General features: G+C 69.5%; 14 protein-coding genes and 2 tRNA genes. 8 read left to right on the top strand and 8 right to left on the bottom strand.

What is annotated here, in order from left to right; all coding sequences use genetic code 11:
• Positions 1 to 1425, bottom strand: coding sequence for a 3-isopropylmalate dehydratase large subunit (gene leuC, locus VIR15_RS03520; RefSeq protein WP_331926089.1), 1425 nt, complete (start codon positions 1423 to 1425; stop codon positions 1 to 3).
• Between the two features lie 143 nt (positions 1426 to 1568).
• Here leuC and VIR15_RS03515 point away from each other — a divergent pair, with 143 nt between their 5' ends.
• The 4 genes from VIR15_RS03515 (at position 1569) to VIR15_RS03500 (ending at position 5346) form a co-directional block, all read left to right on the top strand.
• Positions 1569 to 2318, top strand: a complete 750-nt coding sequence (locus VIR15_RS03515; RefSeq protein WP_331926088.1) for an IclR family transcriptional regulator — start codon at positions 1569 to 1571, stop codon at positions 2316 to 2318.
• Between the two features lie 300 nt (positions 2319 to 2618).
• Positions 2619 to 3515 (top strand): L,D-transpeptidase family protein, encoded by an 897-nt coding sequence (locus VIR15_RS03510; RefSeq protein ID WP_331926087.1) that lies wholly within the window; start codon positions 2619 to 2621, stop codon positions 3513 to 3515.
• A gap of 134 nt (positions 3516 to 3649) precedes the next feature.
• Entirely contained in the window at positions 3650 to 4657 is a 1008-nt protein-coding gene (fgd, locus tag VIR15_RS03505; RefSeq protein WP_331926086.1) for a glucose-6-phosphate dehydrogenase (coenzyme-F420), read from the top strand.
• A gap of 62 nt (positions 4658 to 4719) precedes the next feature.
• Positions 4720 to 5346, top strand: coding sequence for a MerR family transcriptional regulator (locus VIR15_RS03500; RefSeq protein WP_331926085.1), 627 nt, complete (start codon positions 4720 to 4722; stop codon positions 5344 to 5346).
• Positions 5347 to 5393: 47 nt separating this feature from the next.
• Here the strand turns inward: VIR15_RS03500 and VIR15_RS03495 are convergent.
• The 5 genes from VIR15_RS03495 to VIR15_RS03475 form a co-directional block, all read right to left on the bottom strand.
• Positions 5394 to 5469: transfer RNA gene (locus VIR15_RS03495), tRNA-Glu, on the bottom strand.
• Between the two features lie 98 nt (positions 5470 to 5567).
• Positions 5568 to 5639, bottom strand: a tRNA-Gln gene (locus VIR15_RS03490).
• A gap of 125 nt (positions 5640 to 5764) precedes the next feature.
• Positions 5765 to 6421 carry a GNAT family N-acetyltransferase gene (locus VIR15_RS03485; protein ID WP_331926084.1) on the bottom strand — a complete coding sequence of 219 codons (657 nt, stop codon included), beginning with the start codon at positions 6419 to 6421 and terminating at the stop codon, positions 5765 to 5767.
• 26 nt (positions 6422 to 6447) lie between these two features.
• Positions 6448 to 8073 carry a glutamate--tRNA ligase gene (gltX, locus tag VIR15_RS03480; protein WP_331926083.1) on the bottom strand — a complete coding sequence of 542 codons (1626 nt, stop codon included), beginning with the start codon at positions 8071 to 8073 and terminating at the stop codon, positions 6448 to 6450.
• 22 nt (positions 8074 to 8095) lie between these two features.
• Entirely contained in the window at positions 8096 to 8878 is a 783-nt protein-coding gene (locus tag VIR15_RS03475) for a fumarylacetoacetate hydrolase family protein (protein ID WP_331926082.1), read from the bottom strand.
• Between the two features lie 202 nt (positions 8879 to 9080).
• Between VIR15_RS03475 and VIR15_RS03470 the strand changes: the two genes are divergently transcribed.
• From VIR15_RS03470 to VIR15_RS03455, 4 genes are all read left to right on the top strand, one after another.
• Positions 9081 to 9968, top strand: coding sequence for a 3-methyladenine DNA glycosylase (locus VIR15_RS03470; RefSeq protein WP_331926081.1), 888 nt, complete (start codon positions 9081 to 9083; stop codon positions 9966 to 9968).
• Positions 9969 to 10040: 72 nt separating this feature from the next.
• A complete protein-coding gene (locus VIR15_RS03465) occupies positions 10041 to 10559 on the top strand; it encodes a SigE family RNA polymerase sigma factor (RefSeq protein WP_331926080.1) in 519 nt (172 codons plus the stop codon).
• Positions 10556 to 11662, top strand: a complete 1107-nt coding sequence (locus VIR15_RS03460; RefSeq protein ID WP_331926079.1) for a TolB family protein — start codon at positions 10556 to 10558, stop codon at positions 11660 to 11662. Before VIR15_RS03465 ends, VIR15_RS03460 begins: the two co-directional genes overlap by 4 nt.
• Before the next feature lie 109 nt (positions 11663 to 11771).
• The gene (locus VIR15_RS03455; RefSeq protein ID WP_331926078.1) at positions 11772 to 13577 is read left to right on the top strand and encodes an HNH endonuclease; all 1806 of its coding nucleotides are present in this window, start codon (positions 11772 to 11774) and stop codon (positions 13575 to 13577) included.
• 30 nt (positions 13578 to 13607) lie between these two features.
• On the opposite strand, the gene cimA is transcribed toward VIR15_RS03455, so the two are convergent.
• Together cimA and VIR15_RS03445 are read right to left on the bottom strand one after the other, a co-directional pair.
• Entirely contained in the window at positions 13608 to 15191 is a 1584-nt protein-coding gene (gene cimA / locus VIR15_RS03450) for a citramalate synthase (RefSeq protein WP_331926077.1), read from the bottom strand.
• 410 nt (positions 15192 to 15601) lie between these two features.
• Positions 15602 to 15818: gamma-glutamyl-gamma-aminobutyrate hydrolase family protein (locus VIR15_RS03445; RefSeq protein ID WP_331926076.1), on the bottom strand; the 217-nt coding region annotated here is incomplete at its 5' end.

Raw genomic sequence — 15818 nt, 5'->3', positions numbered from 1 at the left:
TCAGACCTCCTGGACGACGCGGGGCAGGGCGGCTGACAGGTCCGCGGGGCTCGAGAGCGTGCCTCGGATGGCGGTCGCGGCAGCGACGAGCGGGCTGACGAGGTGGGTTCGGCCACCCTTGCCCTGTCGTCCCTCGAAGTTGCGGTTCGACGTCGAGGCGCTCCGCTCACCGGGCGCGAGAGTGTCGGGGTTCATCCCGAGGCACATCGAGCAGCCGGGCAGGCGCCACTCGGCCCCCGCCGCGGTGAAGATGGCGTCCAGGCCCTCGGTCTCGGCCTGGAGGCGGACTCGAGCGGAACCCGGGACGACGAGCATGCGGACACCGTCGGCGACCTTGCGCCCCTTGACCACGGCCGCTGCCGCGCGCAGGTCCTCGATCCGACCGTTCGTGCAGGAACCGACGAAAACGGTGTCCACCCTGATGTCACGCAGCGGAGTGCCCGGCTCGAGGCCCATGTAGGCGAGGGCGTTCTGCGCCGCCAACCGGTCGGACTCGTCGGCGAAGGACTCGGGATCGGGCACGGACTCGCCGAGCGGTAGACCCTGGCCGGGATTGGTGCCCCACGTGACGAAGGGAGTCAGCTCCGAGGCGTCCAGCTCGACCTCTGCGTCGAAGACCGCGTCGTCATCGCTCCGCAGCGCGGACCACTCCGCCACGGCGGCGTCCCAGTCGTCACCGCTCGGGGCGTGCGGGCGGCCCTTGAGGTAGGCGAAGGTGGTCTCGTCCGGAGCGATCATGCCGGCGCGAGCGCCAGCCTCGATCGACATGTTGCACACCGTCATCCGAGCCTCCATGGAGAGGGACTCGATCGCCTCTCCGCGGTACTCGAGGACGTAGCCCTGCCCCCCACCGGTGCCGATCTTCGCGATGACGGCCAGGACGATGTCCTTGGCGGTCACGCCCTCGCCGAGCCGTCCACGGACGTTGACGGCCATGGTGCGGAACGGCTTGAGGGGCAGCGTCTGGGTCGCCAGGACGTGCTCCACCTCCGACGTGCCGATACCGAAGGCGAGCGCGCCGAATGCGCCGTGCGTCGAGGTGTGGCTGTCGCCGCAGACCACGGTCGTGCCGGGCTGGGTCAGGCCGAGCTGCGGGCCGACGACATGAACGATGCCCTGCTCGACGTCGCCCATCGAGTACAGCCGAATCCCGAACTCCGCACAGTTGCGGCGCAGCGTGTCGACCTGCACCTTCGACACCGGATCGGTGATCGGGCCCGGCGTCGTCGGGACGTTGTGGTCCTCGGTGGCCAAGGTCAGGTCCGGGCGCCGGACCGGCCGACCGGCGAGCCGGAGACCGTCGAACGCCTGGGGGCTGGTCACCTCGTGCAGGAGGTGAAGATCGATGTAGAGCAGGTCCGGCTCCCCCTCCGCACGCCGCACGACGTGCGCCTCCCACACCTTCTCGGCCAGCGTCCCGCTCATTGCTCTCCTCCACCCAAGATGACGCCAAGATCACACCCGGACGCGCGGCCAGCCGTCCACCGCGACGTCGCTCAGGTCCAGCCTCTCCCCAAAGACGGGGCGATGAATTGACGTCTCAGTGCCTGAGACGGCAATATCAGGTCATGGACAACTCTAGTGGAGTCGGCGTTCTCGACAAGGCGGCCACCGTGCTCGGCGCCCTCGAGGCCGGCCCGGCCACGCTCGCACAGCTTGTCGGTGCCACGGGACTGGCCCGCCCGACCGCCCACCGCCTCGCCGTCGCGCTCGAGCACCACCGTCTCGTCTCCCGCGACATGCAGGGCCGCTTCGTCCTCGGTCCCCGGCTCGGCGAGCTCGCATCAGCCGCCGGTGAGGACCGCCTGCTCGCCGCGGCCGGTCCCGTCCTCGGTGCCCTGCGGGACCACACCAACGAGAGCGCCCAGCTGTTCCGGCGCCAGGGCGACATGCGGATCTGCGTCGCAGCCGCGGAGCGGCCCGTCGGCCTCCGGGACTCGATCCCGGTCGGTGCAACGCTGTCCATGCTCGCCGGCTCCGCGGCGCAGGTCCTGCTCGCCTGGGAAGAGCCGGACCGGCTGCACCGGGGACTGCAGGGGGCCGCGTTCACCGCGACGGCGCTCTCCGGCGTCCGCCGCCGCGGCTGGGCGCAGAGCGTGGCCGAGCGCGAGCCAGGGGTCGCGTCGGTCTCGGCGCCGGTGCGTGGTCCGTCTGGGCGAGTCGTCGCCGCCGTCTCCATCTCCGGTCCCATCGAGCGGCTGTCGCGGCAGCCGGGGCGGCTTCATGCAGCGACGGTGGTGGCCGGCGCGAACAAGCTGACCGAGGTGCTCCGGAGGCACCACGCCCAGCAGCAACAGCAGCAACCCCAGAACGTCTGAGCGGCCGCTCTACCTGATCGAGTGAACAACTTTCGGGGCGCAAAAGCTGTTCACTCGATTGAGGGGGAGGGCGTGGGCGCGGCCCGACCCGAGTCTCGTCGCCCACATTTCCCAACCGGCGCCGGCTGCTTCTGCCACAGTGGAACTGGGAACGCGGCAACGGATTGGTCACGATCGGCGCAGAGCATTCGCACGTGACAACGTTTGTCGAGGTCATCGCGTCAGGCTGTGTGACATCTCGTTGCACGGATTGGGGACACCATGCGGTACGCACGACCTCGGGGGACGGCCCGACAAACCTTGACCGTCATAGCCCTCGGCGCATTCGCCCTGAGCACCGCGGCGTGCGGGCCGACAACGCCGGCTGACCCCGCGACGGGCAGCGCCACGACCTCCGCTGCCACATCACCAGCGACAACGCCGACGGAGCGGCCCACGACACCAACGGCCAAGCCCACGCCGACGAAGCAGCCGACGAACAAGGCCAGTACGCCGACGGCCAAGCCGACCAAGACAGCAAAGCCGAGCGAGCCCCGGCCGGAGCCGGTCGTCGTCATCCTGCGGCCGGGCGACTCCGGCCCCAAGGTCCGCGCCATGCAGGCCAGGCTCAAGCAGATCGGCTGGTTCTCCGGTGACGTCAGCAACAACTACGGGTCGCGGACCACCGAGGCCATCCGAGGCTTCCAGCGCAAGCGCGGGTTCCCGGTCACCGGCGTCACCGACGAGCGCACCTACAACCGGATCCTGTCGATGACACGCATGCCGACGGAGGACGAGCTGAACAACGTCAAGCCGGTGGCGCCCCAGCCGAGTGCGGCGGCATGGGACGTCGACAAGCGTTGCCTCACGGGCCGAGTGATCTGCATCAGCAAGTCGACGCGGTCCCTGACCTGGGTCATCGACGGCGAGGCGCAGTACTCCATGGCCGTCCGCTTCGGCAGTGAGGCCGAGCCGACGCGCGAGGGCGTCTTCGGCATCACGTGGAAGAAGGTCGACGTCATCTCGAACCTCTACCACACGCCGATGCCCTACTCGATGTTCTTCAGCGGCGGCCAGGCCATCCACTACTCCGGCGACTTCGCCCGAAACGGGTACAACGGCTCGTCACACGGCTGCGTCAACGTGCGCAACATGACGCTGCTCAAGCGGCTCTACAACGCGGCGCCCGTGGGCACGAAGGTCGTCGTCCACTGGTGACGACCGACGGCCTCCCGCCGGGCAGGCGGACCAGCCGACGACCAGCCAACGGGAGTTCCGGGGGCTGGTCGTAGGCTGTGCGAAACCCGGATGGTCCCCCAGGCGTTTCGGGGGTGCCACGACGAGGAGGTCTGATGCTCAAGGTTGGATGGAAGGCTTCGGCAGAGCAGTTCGGGCCGCGCCAGCTCGTCGACTTCACCGTGCGCGCGGAGCAGGACGGCCTCGACTCGGTCTTCATCTCCGACCACTTCCAGCCGTGGCGGCACAACGACGGCCATGCGCCCTTCGCGATGTCCTGGCTCGCGGCCGCCGGTGAGCGGACCGAGCGCGTCATCCTCGGCACCTCCGTCATGACTCCGACGTTCCGGTACAACCCGGCCGTCGTGGCCCAGGCGTTCGGGACCCTCGGTGTCCTCAATCCCGGTCGGATCGTGCTCGGCATCGGTACGGGCGAGGCCCTCAACGAGGTCGCGGTGGGCGCCGCTGGCTCCCCGTGGCCGGAGTTCAAGGAGCGCTTCGCCCGGCTCCGCGAAGCGGTCACGCTCATCCGCCGGCTGTGGACGGAGGAGCGGGTCAGCTTCGAGGGCGACTACTACACGACCCGCGACGCCACCATCTATGACCGTCCCGAGCAGCCGGTGCCCATCTACATCGCCGCCGGCGGACCGCTGGTCGCCCGCTACGCCGGTCGGTCCGGCGACGGGTTCATCTGCACGTCCGGCAAGGGGCGCGAGCTCTACGAGGACAAACTGCTCCCCGCCGTCGACGAGGGCCTGGCCAAGTCTGGGCGCACGCGCGACGACATCGACAAGCTCATCGAGATCAAGCTGTCCTACGACCGTGACGCCGACGCTGCCCTCGCCAACTGCCGCTTCTGGGCGCCGCTGTCGCTGACCGCGGAGCAGAAGCACGGCGTCGACGACCCGGTCGAGATGGAGCGGCTCGCCGACGAGCTCCCCGATGAGCACATCGCGAAGCGCTGGATCGTCACCCACGACCCCGAGGAGGCCGTGGCCCAGATCAAGCAGTACGTCGACTGGGGCTTCAACCACCTCGTCGTGCATGCCCCGGGCCACGACCAGGGCCGCTTCCTGGACCAGTTCGTCGCAGACGTCCTTCCCGGGCTGCGGGACCTCGGCTGAGCAGAGACGACTCGCCCACCTGCCCGGTTGGTTAGCGCTACTATCCAACCGAGGGAGGCACTGTGCGGATCTCGGAACTGTCGCAGCGCACCGGAGTCTCGGTGGCCACGCTCAAGTACTACCTGCGCGAGAGCCTGGTCCCTGCCGGCGTCCCCGTCAGCGCAACCCGGGCGGACTACGGCGAGTCACACGTCGAGCAAGTCCGTCTCGTCCGCGCCCTCATCGACGTGGCCGGCCTGTCGATCGAGCGCGTCCGCGAGGTCGTCCACGCCCTGTCCGACCCACCGACGTCACGGCATGAGCTCCTCGGGATCGCCCACGCCGTGCTGCGCAGCACGAGTCACGACGGCGCGGCCACCGACGCGCACGATCGCCAGCTCTCGGACCAGCTCATCGACCGGCTCGAGTGGCGAGTGCCCGACGACTCGGTCGCGCGAGCCCAGCTCGGTGCGGCCCTTGACCGGGCGCGCCGGGACGGCCTCGAGATCTCGGACGAGACGTTCGCAGTGTACGCGCGAGCCGCCCTCCTCATGGCAGACCAGGACGTGCGGGACGAGCTCGGCCTGGAGTCGGCGCCGGAGGCGCTGCGGTACGTCATCCTCGGCAACGTCCTGAGCGACCCCGTCGTCATCGGACTGCGCCGGCTGGCCCAGGAGCACGTGAGCGCGGGCAAGTTCGGCGGGAGGTGACCGGACACAGCACAAGGCCCGGATCCGAGGATCCGGGCCTTGTCACGTGGTAGCCCCGACGGGATTCGAACCCGCGCTACCGCCTTGAGAGGGCGGCGTGCTAGGCCGCTACACAACGGGGCCACGCGCTGTGCCGAGCGACTCGGCACTCGGAGAACCTTACCGTGACGATGCGATTTCTCCGAATCGGTTCGTCGGCCCGAAGGACCGCTGAACCAGAGCTGGGGTACCAGGACTCGAACCTAGAATGGCTGAACCAGAATCAGCTGTGTTGCCAATTACACCATACCCCAAGGGGGTATCACTCCCGAGCGCGCCCGAGGGGCCTTCTGCGAGGTGAACCGAGTGGGAATACTACCGGTCGACCGCCGCCACCCCAAATCGACGGTATGCCGCTGAGCTCGGTCCCAGCGCGTGCTCAGGCACGCTCGTCCCTCAGTCCGAAGAACGGCAGGGCAGCCTCCGCCCCCGACACCTCAATCGCCCGGCCGCGGCCCGATGCGCGCCATGCCGACCGTTCGAGCCTGAGGTGCTGGAGGATCTCGCTGCTGTGCTCCAGCACCGACGTGTGGGTTTCCCGGTAGCCGAGCGACCGTGACACACCGAGCGAGGCGGCGTTGGCGAGCACGGCCGAGCTCACCGCCGCCACGGCACCGAGGCGCCCGAAGGCCAGCTCGAGCACAGCGGTCCGCATCTGCTTGCCGAGGCCGGATCCGCGGGCCTCGGGGACGAGCCAGGACGACGAGTCGACCACGCGGTCGGTGCGGAACTGTGGCCCCTCGAGCCACTGCACACCGAGCACCACTCCCCCACCGTCTCGCACGACGAAGGGCAGTGCCCAGGTCTCGGGCGACCATGTGCCGAACGCACGCCAGTACCCCTGTGCCACGATCGCGCTCCTGCCGGAGCGTTCGTCGAGCCCCTCGTACGTCGTCGCCGCCGGGTCCAGCTCGACATCAGCGGGAAGAGCCCGACAGACGGCGTCGAGGTCGGCCTCGGTCATGACCCGCAGCTCCACGTCGGTGGTGCGGAGCGCCAGCCCGTGCACGGGCCAGACCTCACCGACACCGGCCATGCCCGCCGACCCTCAGAGCCTGGTCTTCACAGCGAGTCGCGCAGCGCGCGAAGGCGACTCAGGGTCGAGGTCTTGCCGAGGATCTCCATCGACTCGAAGAGCGGGGGCGAGATCCGGGCACCGGATACGGCCGTGCGCAGTGGCCCGAAGGCGAAGCGCGGCTTGATCCCCATGCCGTCGACGATCGCCTCGCGCAGCCGCGCCTCGATGGTCGGGGCGACCCATCCCCCACCGGTGCCGAGCACGCCCTCACCATGGTCGTCGATGTCGGCCAGGACCCGGATCGCGGCGTCGAGAACCTCGGCGGAGTCGTCCTTGAGCTGGGCCCGCGCGTCGTCCTGGATCTCGAGCTGGTCGTCAGCGACGAAGAACGGCAGGACCAGAGCGGGAGCCTCGGTCAGCAGGGCGATGCGCTCCTGGATCTGCGCTGCGACGAGCCTGAGCCGACCCAGTTCCCCGAGCGACGGGTTCTCGCCGATGATCCCCGCCTCGTGCAGGTAGGGCAGCAGACGGGTCGCGAACTCCCCCACCTCGAGCTGACGGATGTAGACGCCGTTGAGCCACTCGAGCTTCTTCAGGTCGAAGATCGGGCCGATCGGGTTGACCTTCGACCAGTCGAAGGTGCGGCTGAACTCCTCGAACGTGAAGACCTCAACGTCGTTCCCGTCCACGTCCTGCTGCGGCGGATAGGCCAGCAGGGCAAGGAAGTTCACCAGCGCCTCGGGCAGGTAGCCCTGCTCGCGGAACCACGTGAGCCGCGCGGCCGGGTTCTTGCGCTTGGAGATCTTGGACTTGTCGGTGTTGCGCAGCAGCGGCATGTGCGCAAACTTCGGCGGCTCGAGCCCGAGCCACTGGTAGAGCAGGATGTGCTTCGGCGTCGAGCTGATCCACTCCTCGCCACGCACGACATGAGTGATGCCCATCTCGTGGTCGTCAACGACGACGGCCAGATGATAGGTCGGGAAGCCGTCCGCCTTGAGGATGACCTGGTCGTCCGGCATGGGAGCGGACACCGTGCCGCGGATGACGTCGTCGAAGACGAGCGGCACGTTGTCGGGGATGAGCATCCGCACGACCGGCGTCTCCGTGAAGCCGGGCAGCTCTGCCCGTTCCTCCCGCGTCTTGCCGTGACAGAGGCGGTCGTAGCCGGTCGGCTGCTTCGTCTTCTGTTGCCGGTCGCGCATCTGGTCGAGGCGCTCCTTCGAGCACCAGCAGAGATAGGCGTGCCCCGCCTCGACGAGCTTGTCGACGTAGGGCCGGTAGGTGTCGAGGCGCTCGGACTGGCGATAGGGCGCGAACGGGCCACCGATGTCCGGGCCCTCGTCCCAGTGCAGACCGAGCCACGCCAGGGTGTCGTAGAGCTGTGCCTCGCTGTCCTCCCGGAAGCGGGCGCGGTCGGTGTCCTCGACGCGGAGGACGAACTGGCCGCCCTGCTGCCGGGTGAAGGCCAGGTTGAAGAGGGACATGTACGCCGTGCCGACGTGAGGGTCGCCCGTCGGCGACGGCGCCACCCTCGTCCGCACGGGACCACTCCCGTCGGACGTGCTGCGGCGGGCCCGGGGGGCCGGTCGGAACTCGACCTGCTCGTCGAGGGAGGTGGCGCCGGGAACCGAGCCCAGCGGCATACGGCCATCGGTTTGTGTGTCGCTCATGGTGCGACCAGCCTAGTGGGGCTCAGCGGCGCACAAAGGTGTTGGTCAGGGAGCCGATGCCGTCGATGTCGACGGTGACCTGCTGGCCCGGCTCGACGAGGCCGACGCCGGCCGGTGTGCCGGTGAGGATGACGTCGCCCGGCAGGAGGGTGAAGGCGGCGGAGGCGTATTCGATGATGCTGGCGACCCCGTGCACCATGTCGGCCGTCGTGCCGTCCTGCTTGACCGCTCCGTCGAGGGTCGTCGTGATCCGGAGGTCGCCCGGGTCGAGCTCGGTCTCGATCCACGGTCCGAGCGGGCAGCTCGTGTCGAAGCCCTTGGCCCGCGCCCACTGCCCGTCCGAGCGCTGCCAGTCGCGCGCCGTGACGTCGTTGGCCACGGTGTAGCCGTAGATGCACTCGGCCGCGCGCTCCGCCGTGACCCCCTTCGTGATCGTCTTGATGACGACCGCCAGCTCACCCTCGTAGGAGACCTCGGTGCTGCCGCTCGGCAGAACGACCGGGTCGAACGGCCCCACGACCGCGGTGTTGGGCTTGAAGAAGAGCATCGGCTGCTCCGGCGGAGCACTCCCGCCCATCTCCTTGACGTGGTCGGCGTAGTTCCTGCCGACCGCTACGACCTTGGAGCGCGGGATGACGGGCGCGAGGAGGCGGACGTCCTCGAGCAGGACCGGCCCGGCGCCTGACGGCTGCAACCCGACGTAGAGCGGGTCGCCCTTGAGCGGGGTGATGACCTCCTTGCCGGGGTCGCCCTGGACGATGCCGTATGCCGGGTCGTCCCCGGTCGTGTACCTCGCGATGCGCACGCGGCCAGCCTAACGATCCCCAGCGACGTCCAGCCGTATGCCGCTGGGCGGGCTCACGCTGGCAGCCGCGGTTGCCGCGTGGCCGGGTCCCCCGAAGGGAATCTCGCGGTTTCGCGGATTGTGAGCCCCTCATGGGGTATTCCTAGTCTCGCGGGGCCGGCTTCGTGGAGGGTCCGGCCCCGCAATCTCCTACCCTGCTGGGGTGAGGATCCTGGCCGAGGACGAGTGGCGCGCTCGGGTGGCCGCCCATGAGACGCGCGCGGATGCCCTCACCGCGGGTCACCGGGCGCGCCGCGTGGCCGGAGCCACGCATCCGGTCGAGGACTTCCTGTTCACGTACTACGGCTGGACGCCGGGCCGACTGCGACGCTGGCACCCGGGCGCCGGAGTGGGGCTGGCGTCCGCCGGCCCGACCCGACACGCCGCCTGGCGGTTCTACCGGCGGGCCGGCGACGTCGTGTTGGTCGACGTCGCCACCTTCCTCGAGGCGCGGGGCGACACCGTGCGGTTCGTCCGGGACCTCGTCGGACGGACCGCCGCACACCCGGGTCGGTTTGGCTGCTTCGGGCTGCACGAGTGGGCGATGGTCTACCGCCTCCCGCAGGTTGGCGTGCGGCACTCGTCGTGGCCGCTGCGGCTGGGCCAGAGCCAGACCGATGCCGTCGTCGAGGCGCACCACGTCTCGTGCTCGCACTTCGACGCATACCGGTTCTTCACGCCCGACGCGGCCCCGCGCAATGCGTTGCGTCCCACGAGAGCCAGCCAAGGGGCGTATGAGCAACCCGGGTGCCTGCACGCCGGGATGGATCTCTACAAATGGGCCATGAAGCTGTCGCCCGCGGTCGGTAGCGACCTCGCACTCGACGCGTTCGAGCTCGCACGCGAGCTCCGGGAGCTCGACATGCGCGCGTCGCCGTACGACCTCAGGGCCCTGGGCTACGAGCCGGTGCGGATCGAAACGCCGGAGGGCAAGGCGCAGTACGTCGAGGAGCAGCGACGCTTCAGCGAGCGAAGCCAGGCGCTCCGCGCGCGCCTCGTCGAGGCGATCGACGAACTCCTTGCCCTCAGTGGAGCTGCCCGCGCAGGATGATCGTGACGCCCTTGCGTCATCCGGAGCAGGGGCCGAAACGTCTCTGGGGATATGCGCAGTGGAGTCGGCCGCGTGCCGCGGCGTGAGACGGGTTCCGACGACGGAGCCCGAGCGTCCGTCGCCGCCCTCTTCGACCTGCACTACGTGGAGCTCGTGGCGACGGCACGGTTCCTCGTCGACGACAGGGAGACCGCAGAGGACATCGTCATGGAGGCGTTCCTGTCGCTCCACCGCCACTGGTCCTCGCTCCGCAACCCCAACGACGCACACCGGTACCTGCGCTCCAGCGTCCTGAACGGGTCGCGCAGCCAGCTGCGCCGACGAATGGTCCGACGACGGCACGAGGGAGCGGGCGCCGAAGACCTTGCCAGTCTCGAGGACGTCGCTGCCCATGGCGCCGATCACACCACGTTCGTCGAGGCCCTGCGGGGGCTCCCATCTCGCCAGCGGGAGGTGCTCGTCCTGCGCTACTACCTCGGAATGCAGGAGCACGAAGTCGCACAACAGCTCGGCATCGGGACCGGCTCGGTCAAGCAGCACAGCTCCCGAGGACTGGCCGCACTTGCGCACCTGCTGGAGGTGACCGCATGAACGTCGAAGACGACCTCGGCCGCCAGCTCACCGCCGCCCTCACGGCAGAAGTCGAGAAGATGGGCATCGACCGCCGAGCCGCCCGGAACCGGCTCGATCAGGAGCTGTCCACGCGCGACCGCCGGCGATTGGCACGCCGGTGGCTCGCCGCCGCGGTGGTCCTTGCGATCGCCGTGGTGGTTGCCTGGTCGGCCACGGGGCCGAACCGTGCCATGCCGGTGGCCCCGGCGCCCCCACCGAGCCCGACCACCGAGGCGACCCCTGCGGATTACAGCTGGCCCTTCCTGCTCGACCTGCCAACCCTGTCGATGTCACCGCTGCCCAGCCAGTTGGTGCCCGGATACCCGCTGATCCCGGCCTACAGCATCTCCCCGGACGGGACGCGGGTCGCCGTCGTCAAGTGCGACCTGACGGGGATGGGTTGCGAGGGAAACCCCTGGATCGCCGTGGGCAGCCTGGATGATCTGGAACTCCAGCCGCTGCCGATCCCGGACGCTCAGCTGACCGATCTCATCAGCTGGTCCCCTGACAGCACCAAGCTCCTCGTGGGTGCAACTGATGGCTCTGCCTACGCTGTCGGTGAGCTCTACCTCATCGATGTCGCCACAGGCCGTACCCGCCAAGTCACCGACATCCCGCTGGACCACGCCTGGTGGTGGTCCCTGCAGACGACCTTCTCTCCGGACGGCGCCTCGATTCTGTATGACCTCCCCCGCGGCGACGGCGACCAGGTCGGCTGGGACATCTGGTCCGCGCCGTTGACCGCAGCTGGATCCGCGAAAGGAACCAGGCTGCTGCGTGACGCGAAGGCACCCAAGGCCATCCCGGGCACGGCATCAGTCGCGTACATCACACCTGTGGTTGGCTTCTGGGAGGGCTCGGCCATCGGCATTGTCGACGGCTCGGGATCCCGACGCACGGTGGTCACCGCCCGCACAGCGATCGGAATGCTGGTGCCGTCGCCGGATGGGCGCTCGATCGCCTACGACGACGACCAGGGCGTGTGGGTCGTCGACATCGCGACGGGCGCAACACGTCGAGTGTCGTCGTCGGGAACCCCACAAGGCTGGCGCGACAGGAACACCCTCCTCATCGCCCCCTGAGTCCCCGGTACAGACCCTCCCAACGACACCTTACGACCAGCCGCCGACAGTCCATTTGGTTGCCAATTGCCTTATACCTCAAATGAATTCGCTTGTTCAGATCCTTGGAATGGCGATCCTCAAACGCTCGGCTGGACGCATGGTCGAGGAGTCAGCGGGCGGGGTGGGACCCGGGCACTCCGGCCACGTCACTGCGTCCGCCGACGTGACGAGACCCTTCGTTGGATGGGTTGCGCAGTTGGCCGCGACCTTCGCCGGCCCTTCCGGCGCCGAGGAGGTCGCCAAGGAGGGCGCGGCCCGTTTGGTCGACGTGCTGGCCGACCTGGAACGGGTGAAGGCTGCCTGCGCGGCGGCGCAAGCACGCGTCACGGCGGCGTTCGTCGAGACGCAGGCGGCCCAGGCGGCCCAGTGGCGCCAGGCTGCCAAGGACAGCGACTCGTTTGAGGCGTTCCAGGCCGCACGAGACCAGGCGCGGCGGTGCGAGTTCCAGCCCGTCGCGCTGAACCATCGCCATGACCGCGGCGAGACCCGACGCGACCGCGGTGCCTACGACCGGGCCGGCGTCGCCGCCCAGATCGGGCTCGCGCGGCACGAGTCCCCTGCTCGCGGAGCCCGGCTGACCACCACCGCCCTCGCCCTCACGAGGGACCTGCCGTTCACGCTGACCGCGCTCGAGTCTGGGGCTCTCAACGAGCGCCGGGCCGAGCTCGTTGCCAAGCTGACCTCGCACCTGGCCCCCGAACAGCGCACCCACGTCGACGCCGAGGTGATCGCTGCCAACCTTCCCGATCCTGACGGCAGCGCGGGCGCGGCGGATCCGGGGATCGCGGCGTGGGGCGACCGGCGGCTCGAGGCCGAGGTCCGCGCCGCCGCGGACCGGATCGACGCGCAGGCCGCGGTCAAGCGGGCGCGGACCGCCGAGTCCGAGCGGCGCGTGACGATCCGTCCGATCCCGGACACCATGGCCATCGTCACCGCGATCCTGCCCGTAGCACAGGCCGTTGCAGTTCAAGCCGCGCTGATGCGGGCCGCCGCGACCGCGCACGCCACCGGCGATCTCCGCAGCCGCGGCCAGGTCATGGCCGACACCCTCGTGCACCGGGTCACTCACCCCACCCCCTTGCCGACGCCCTGCACTGCAGTCACCACACAGGCATCGGACCTGCCCGGGCCTGCGACGGCCGGGCTGCCGGCCGACGTGTCGGTAGAGATACAGCTCGTTATCACCGACCGCGCCCTGCTCGCCGGGGATGACACCCCGGCACACATCCCCGGCTACGGGCCCATCCCGGCCGGCTGGGCCCGCGACTTGCTCACCGCGGACCTGATCGACGAACCCCCACCCGATGAGCCGGGACACGAGAGCCGGCAGGACTACGAGCGGCGCCGCGCGAAGATCTACCTGCGTCGCCTCTACACCCATCCGCGCAGTGGCACCCTGGTCGCAATGGACTCCAAGCGACGGCTCTTCCCCGCCGGGCTGCGCCGCTTCCTTATCGCCCGCGACGGCACCTGCCGCACCCCGTGGTGCGACGCCCCGATCCGGCACGCCGACCACGTCACCCCGCACGCCGCCGGCGGGCCCACGAGCGCCGCCAACGGGCAAGGCCTGTGCCAACGCTGCAACCACGTCAAGGACCTGCCCGGCTGGTACTCCAACGTCCTGCACGCCGGACCCACCGCGACGACCACCGCCCAAACCACTCACCGGGCCGGCGATGACGCAGGCAAGCCGCACACCGTGCAGCTCACCACCCCCACCGGGCACGGCCACATCTCAAGCGCCCCAAGCGTCCTTCCTGGCCACACGCCGTCCACACAGAAGGCCATCGACGAGGCCCCCGCCGACCCCGACCAGCGCCGTCGGAACATCCTTAGCGAGCACGGCTTCCAGATCCAGCGCATCGCCGCCTGACCGTCTGGAGCCGGCAGGACGACGCTGCAGTCAGGGCCGGGGAGCAACTCCCTGCCGGATGAGGCCGTACGCCAGTCCGTCGGTGAGGGCGCGCCACGACGCGGCGAGGATCGACCCGGCTACGCCGATCGTGTCCCACGACGTCTCGCCGTCCGACGTCTCGATGAGCACGCGGGTCACCGCGTCCGTCCCGTGCGAGGCGTCGAGGATGCGGACCTTGTAGTCGATCAGCTCGAGCTTCTCGATCTCGGGGTAGGCCTTCGCGAGCGCTTCCCGGAGGGCGTGGTCCAGGGCGTTGACCGGGCCGTTGCCCTCGCCGGTTGCCAGGTGCCGCGCCCCGTCGGCGTGGAGCTTGACCGTCGCCTCGGAGACCGCATCACCAGTCGCCGTGGAGTCGGTCATGACGCGCCATGACTCCACGGAGAAGTAGGTCGCACATCCCGGCTCCAATGCCTCGCGAACCATGAGCTCGACCGTTGCGTCGGCCGCATCGAAGGTCCAGCCGCGCTGCTCGAGATCCTTCACCCGCGCCAGGACGTCCACGACGATGTCCGGTCGCCCGGACAGGTCGAGCCCTGCCTCCTTCGCCTTGAGCTCGATGCTGGCGCGACCGGCCATGTCGGAGACCAGGGTGCGCATCCCGTTGCCGACCAGCTCGGGGTCCATGTGCTGGTAGAGATTCGGGTCGACCTTGAGTGCGCTCGCATGGAGGCCGGCCTTGTGCGCGAAGGCGCTGGCGCCGACGTAGGGCTGGCGACTGTAGGCGGGCACGTTGGTCACCTCACTGATGGCGTGGGCCACGTGCATCGCCTTGCGGAACGAGTCCGCGGCCATCACGTCGAGGCCGAGTTTGAACCGGAGGTTCGCCGCCACGGTGAGCAGGTCGGCGTTGCCGGTTCGCTCGCCGTAGCCGTTGACCGTTCCCTGGACGTGGGTCGCTCCGGCCCGCACGGCCGCGATCGAGTTGGCGACGGCGCACCCGGTGTCGTTGTGGCAGTGCGCGCCGACGCGAGCGCCGGTCTCGGCGATGACGTCCGCCACGACCTCCTCGATGACGTGGGGCAGCATCCCACCGTTGGTGTCGCAGAGCACGATGACGTCCGCTCCCGCGTCGTGGGCCGTCCTGACCACTGCGAGCGCGTACTCGCGGTCCAGGTGCCAGCCGTCGAAGAAGTGCTCCGCGTCGAGGAACACCCGCTTGCCCGCGGCGACGAGGTGGCTGACCGTGTCGCGCACCATGTCGAGGTTTTCCTCGAGTGTGGTCCGGAGCGCCTCCTCGACGTGTCGCACATGGGACTTCGCGACGAGACACACGACGGACGTGCCCGCATTGAGCAGTGCCGCGACAAGCGGGTCCTCGGCGGCCGAGGACCCCGCCCGTCGCGTTGCCCCGAAGGCGGCCAGCGTCGCGTGACGCAGGTGCAGCTCGGTCCGGGCCCGCTCGAAGAACTCAGTGTCCTTCGGGTTCGCTCCCGGCCAGCCGCCCTCGATGAAGTCGACCCCGAGGTCGTCGAGCAGCCCGGCGATGGCCAGCTTGTCCGACACCGACAGGTTGAGCCCCTCCTGCTGGGCGCCGTCGCGCAGGGTGGTGTCGTAGACGTGCAGCGCTTCCATGACCGTCATTGTCCTCGTGCTTGGCGATGGGTCGACGTGACGTTCCGCTCCCCGGGTTTCATTCATCCGTATGCCGCTGAGCTCGGTGTGCCTCACGGCTTTCCTCGACGGGTGGTCGGGGAAACAAAAAGACCCCCCGGGTAGGGAGGTCTGCGCGACGAGGGTCTCTCGTCGCGCTAGGTGATAATGAGCGTGCTCGTGGCAGGCCCGAGGAGGTGCGTCACAGCGTCATCGTGGCAGCCCCGTCCGATGCCCGAAACCGCCTGTCCGCATCGTGGACCCGCGACTCCAGGAGACGCGGTGGAGGATCGTGAGTGGCAGCTGTTGAGCTCGCCAATCGCTGTCAAGGGTCGAGGGCCGCGTCAACGATTGCCTGCCCACCCCGCCGTGACGCAACACCGACCTCCCGGTCACCGACGAGCGCGACCGAGCCCAGCGGCACACGACCTCGCGGCCGCCACGAGCGCCTCGAAGAGGCGGGGATCCGTCCCCTGCTCCGGGTGCCACTGGACCGCGAGCCGGAAGGGGGACGAAGGATCCTCCATCGCCTCCAACGTGCCATCGGGGGCCCAGGCGGCCGAGACGTAACCAGGATGTGTCGCCACCGACTGGTGGTGGTGGCTCGGC

This window comes from Intrasporangium sp., from assembly GCF_036566125.1.
Taxonomy (GTDB): domain Bacteria; phylum Actinomycetota; class Actinomycetes; order Actinomycetales; family Dermatophilaceae; genus Intrasporangium.
Note: the sequence above shows the minus strand (reverse complement) of the source record. Positions and strands in the feature narration are given on the sequence as shown.

Excerpts from the sequence above, each read along its gene's own strand:
- leuC (WP_331926089.1), bottom strand. The coding sequence starts at position 1,425 with ATGAGCGGGACGCTGGCCGAGAAGGTGTGGGAGGCGCACGTCGTGCGG.
- VIR15_RS03515 (WP_331926088.1), top strand. The coding sequence starts at position 1,569 with ATGGACAACTCTAGTGGAGTCGGCGTTCTCGACAAGGCGGCCACCGTG.
- fgd (WP_331926086.1), top strand. The coding sequence starts at position 3,650 with ATGCTCAAGGTTGGATGGAAGGCTTCGGCAGAGCAGTTCGGGCCGCGC.
- VIR15_RS03485 (WP_331926084.1), bottom strand. The coding sequence starts at position 6,421 with ATGGCCGGTGTCGGTGAGGTCTGGCCCGTGCACGGGCTGGCGCTCCGC.
- gltX (WP_331926083.1), bottom strand. The coding sequence starts at position 8,073 with ATGAGCGACACACAAACCGATGGCCGTATGCCGCTGGGCTCGGTTCCC.
- VIR15_RS03460 (WP_331926079.1), top strand. The coding sequence starts at position 10,556 with ATGAACGTCGAAGACGACCTCGGCCGCCAGCTCACCGCCGCCCTCACG.
- VIR15_RS03455 (WP_331926078.1), top strand. The coding sequence starts at position 11,772 with ATGGCGATCCTCAAACGCTCGGCTGGACGCATGGTCGAGGAGTCAGCG.
- cimA (WP_331926077.1), bottom strand. The coding sequence starts at position 15,191 with ATGGAAGCGCTGCACGTCTACGACACCACCCTGCGCGACGGCGCCCAG.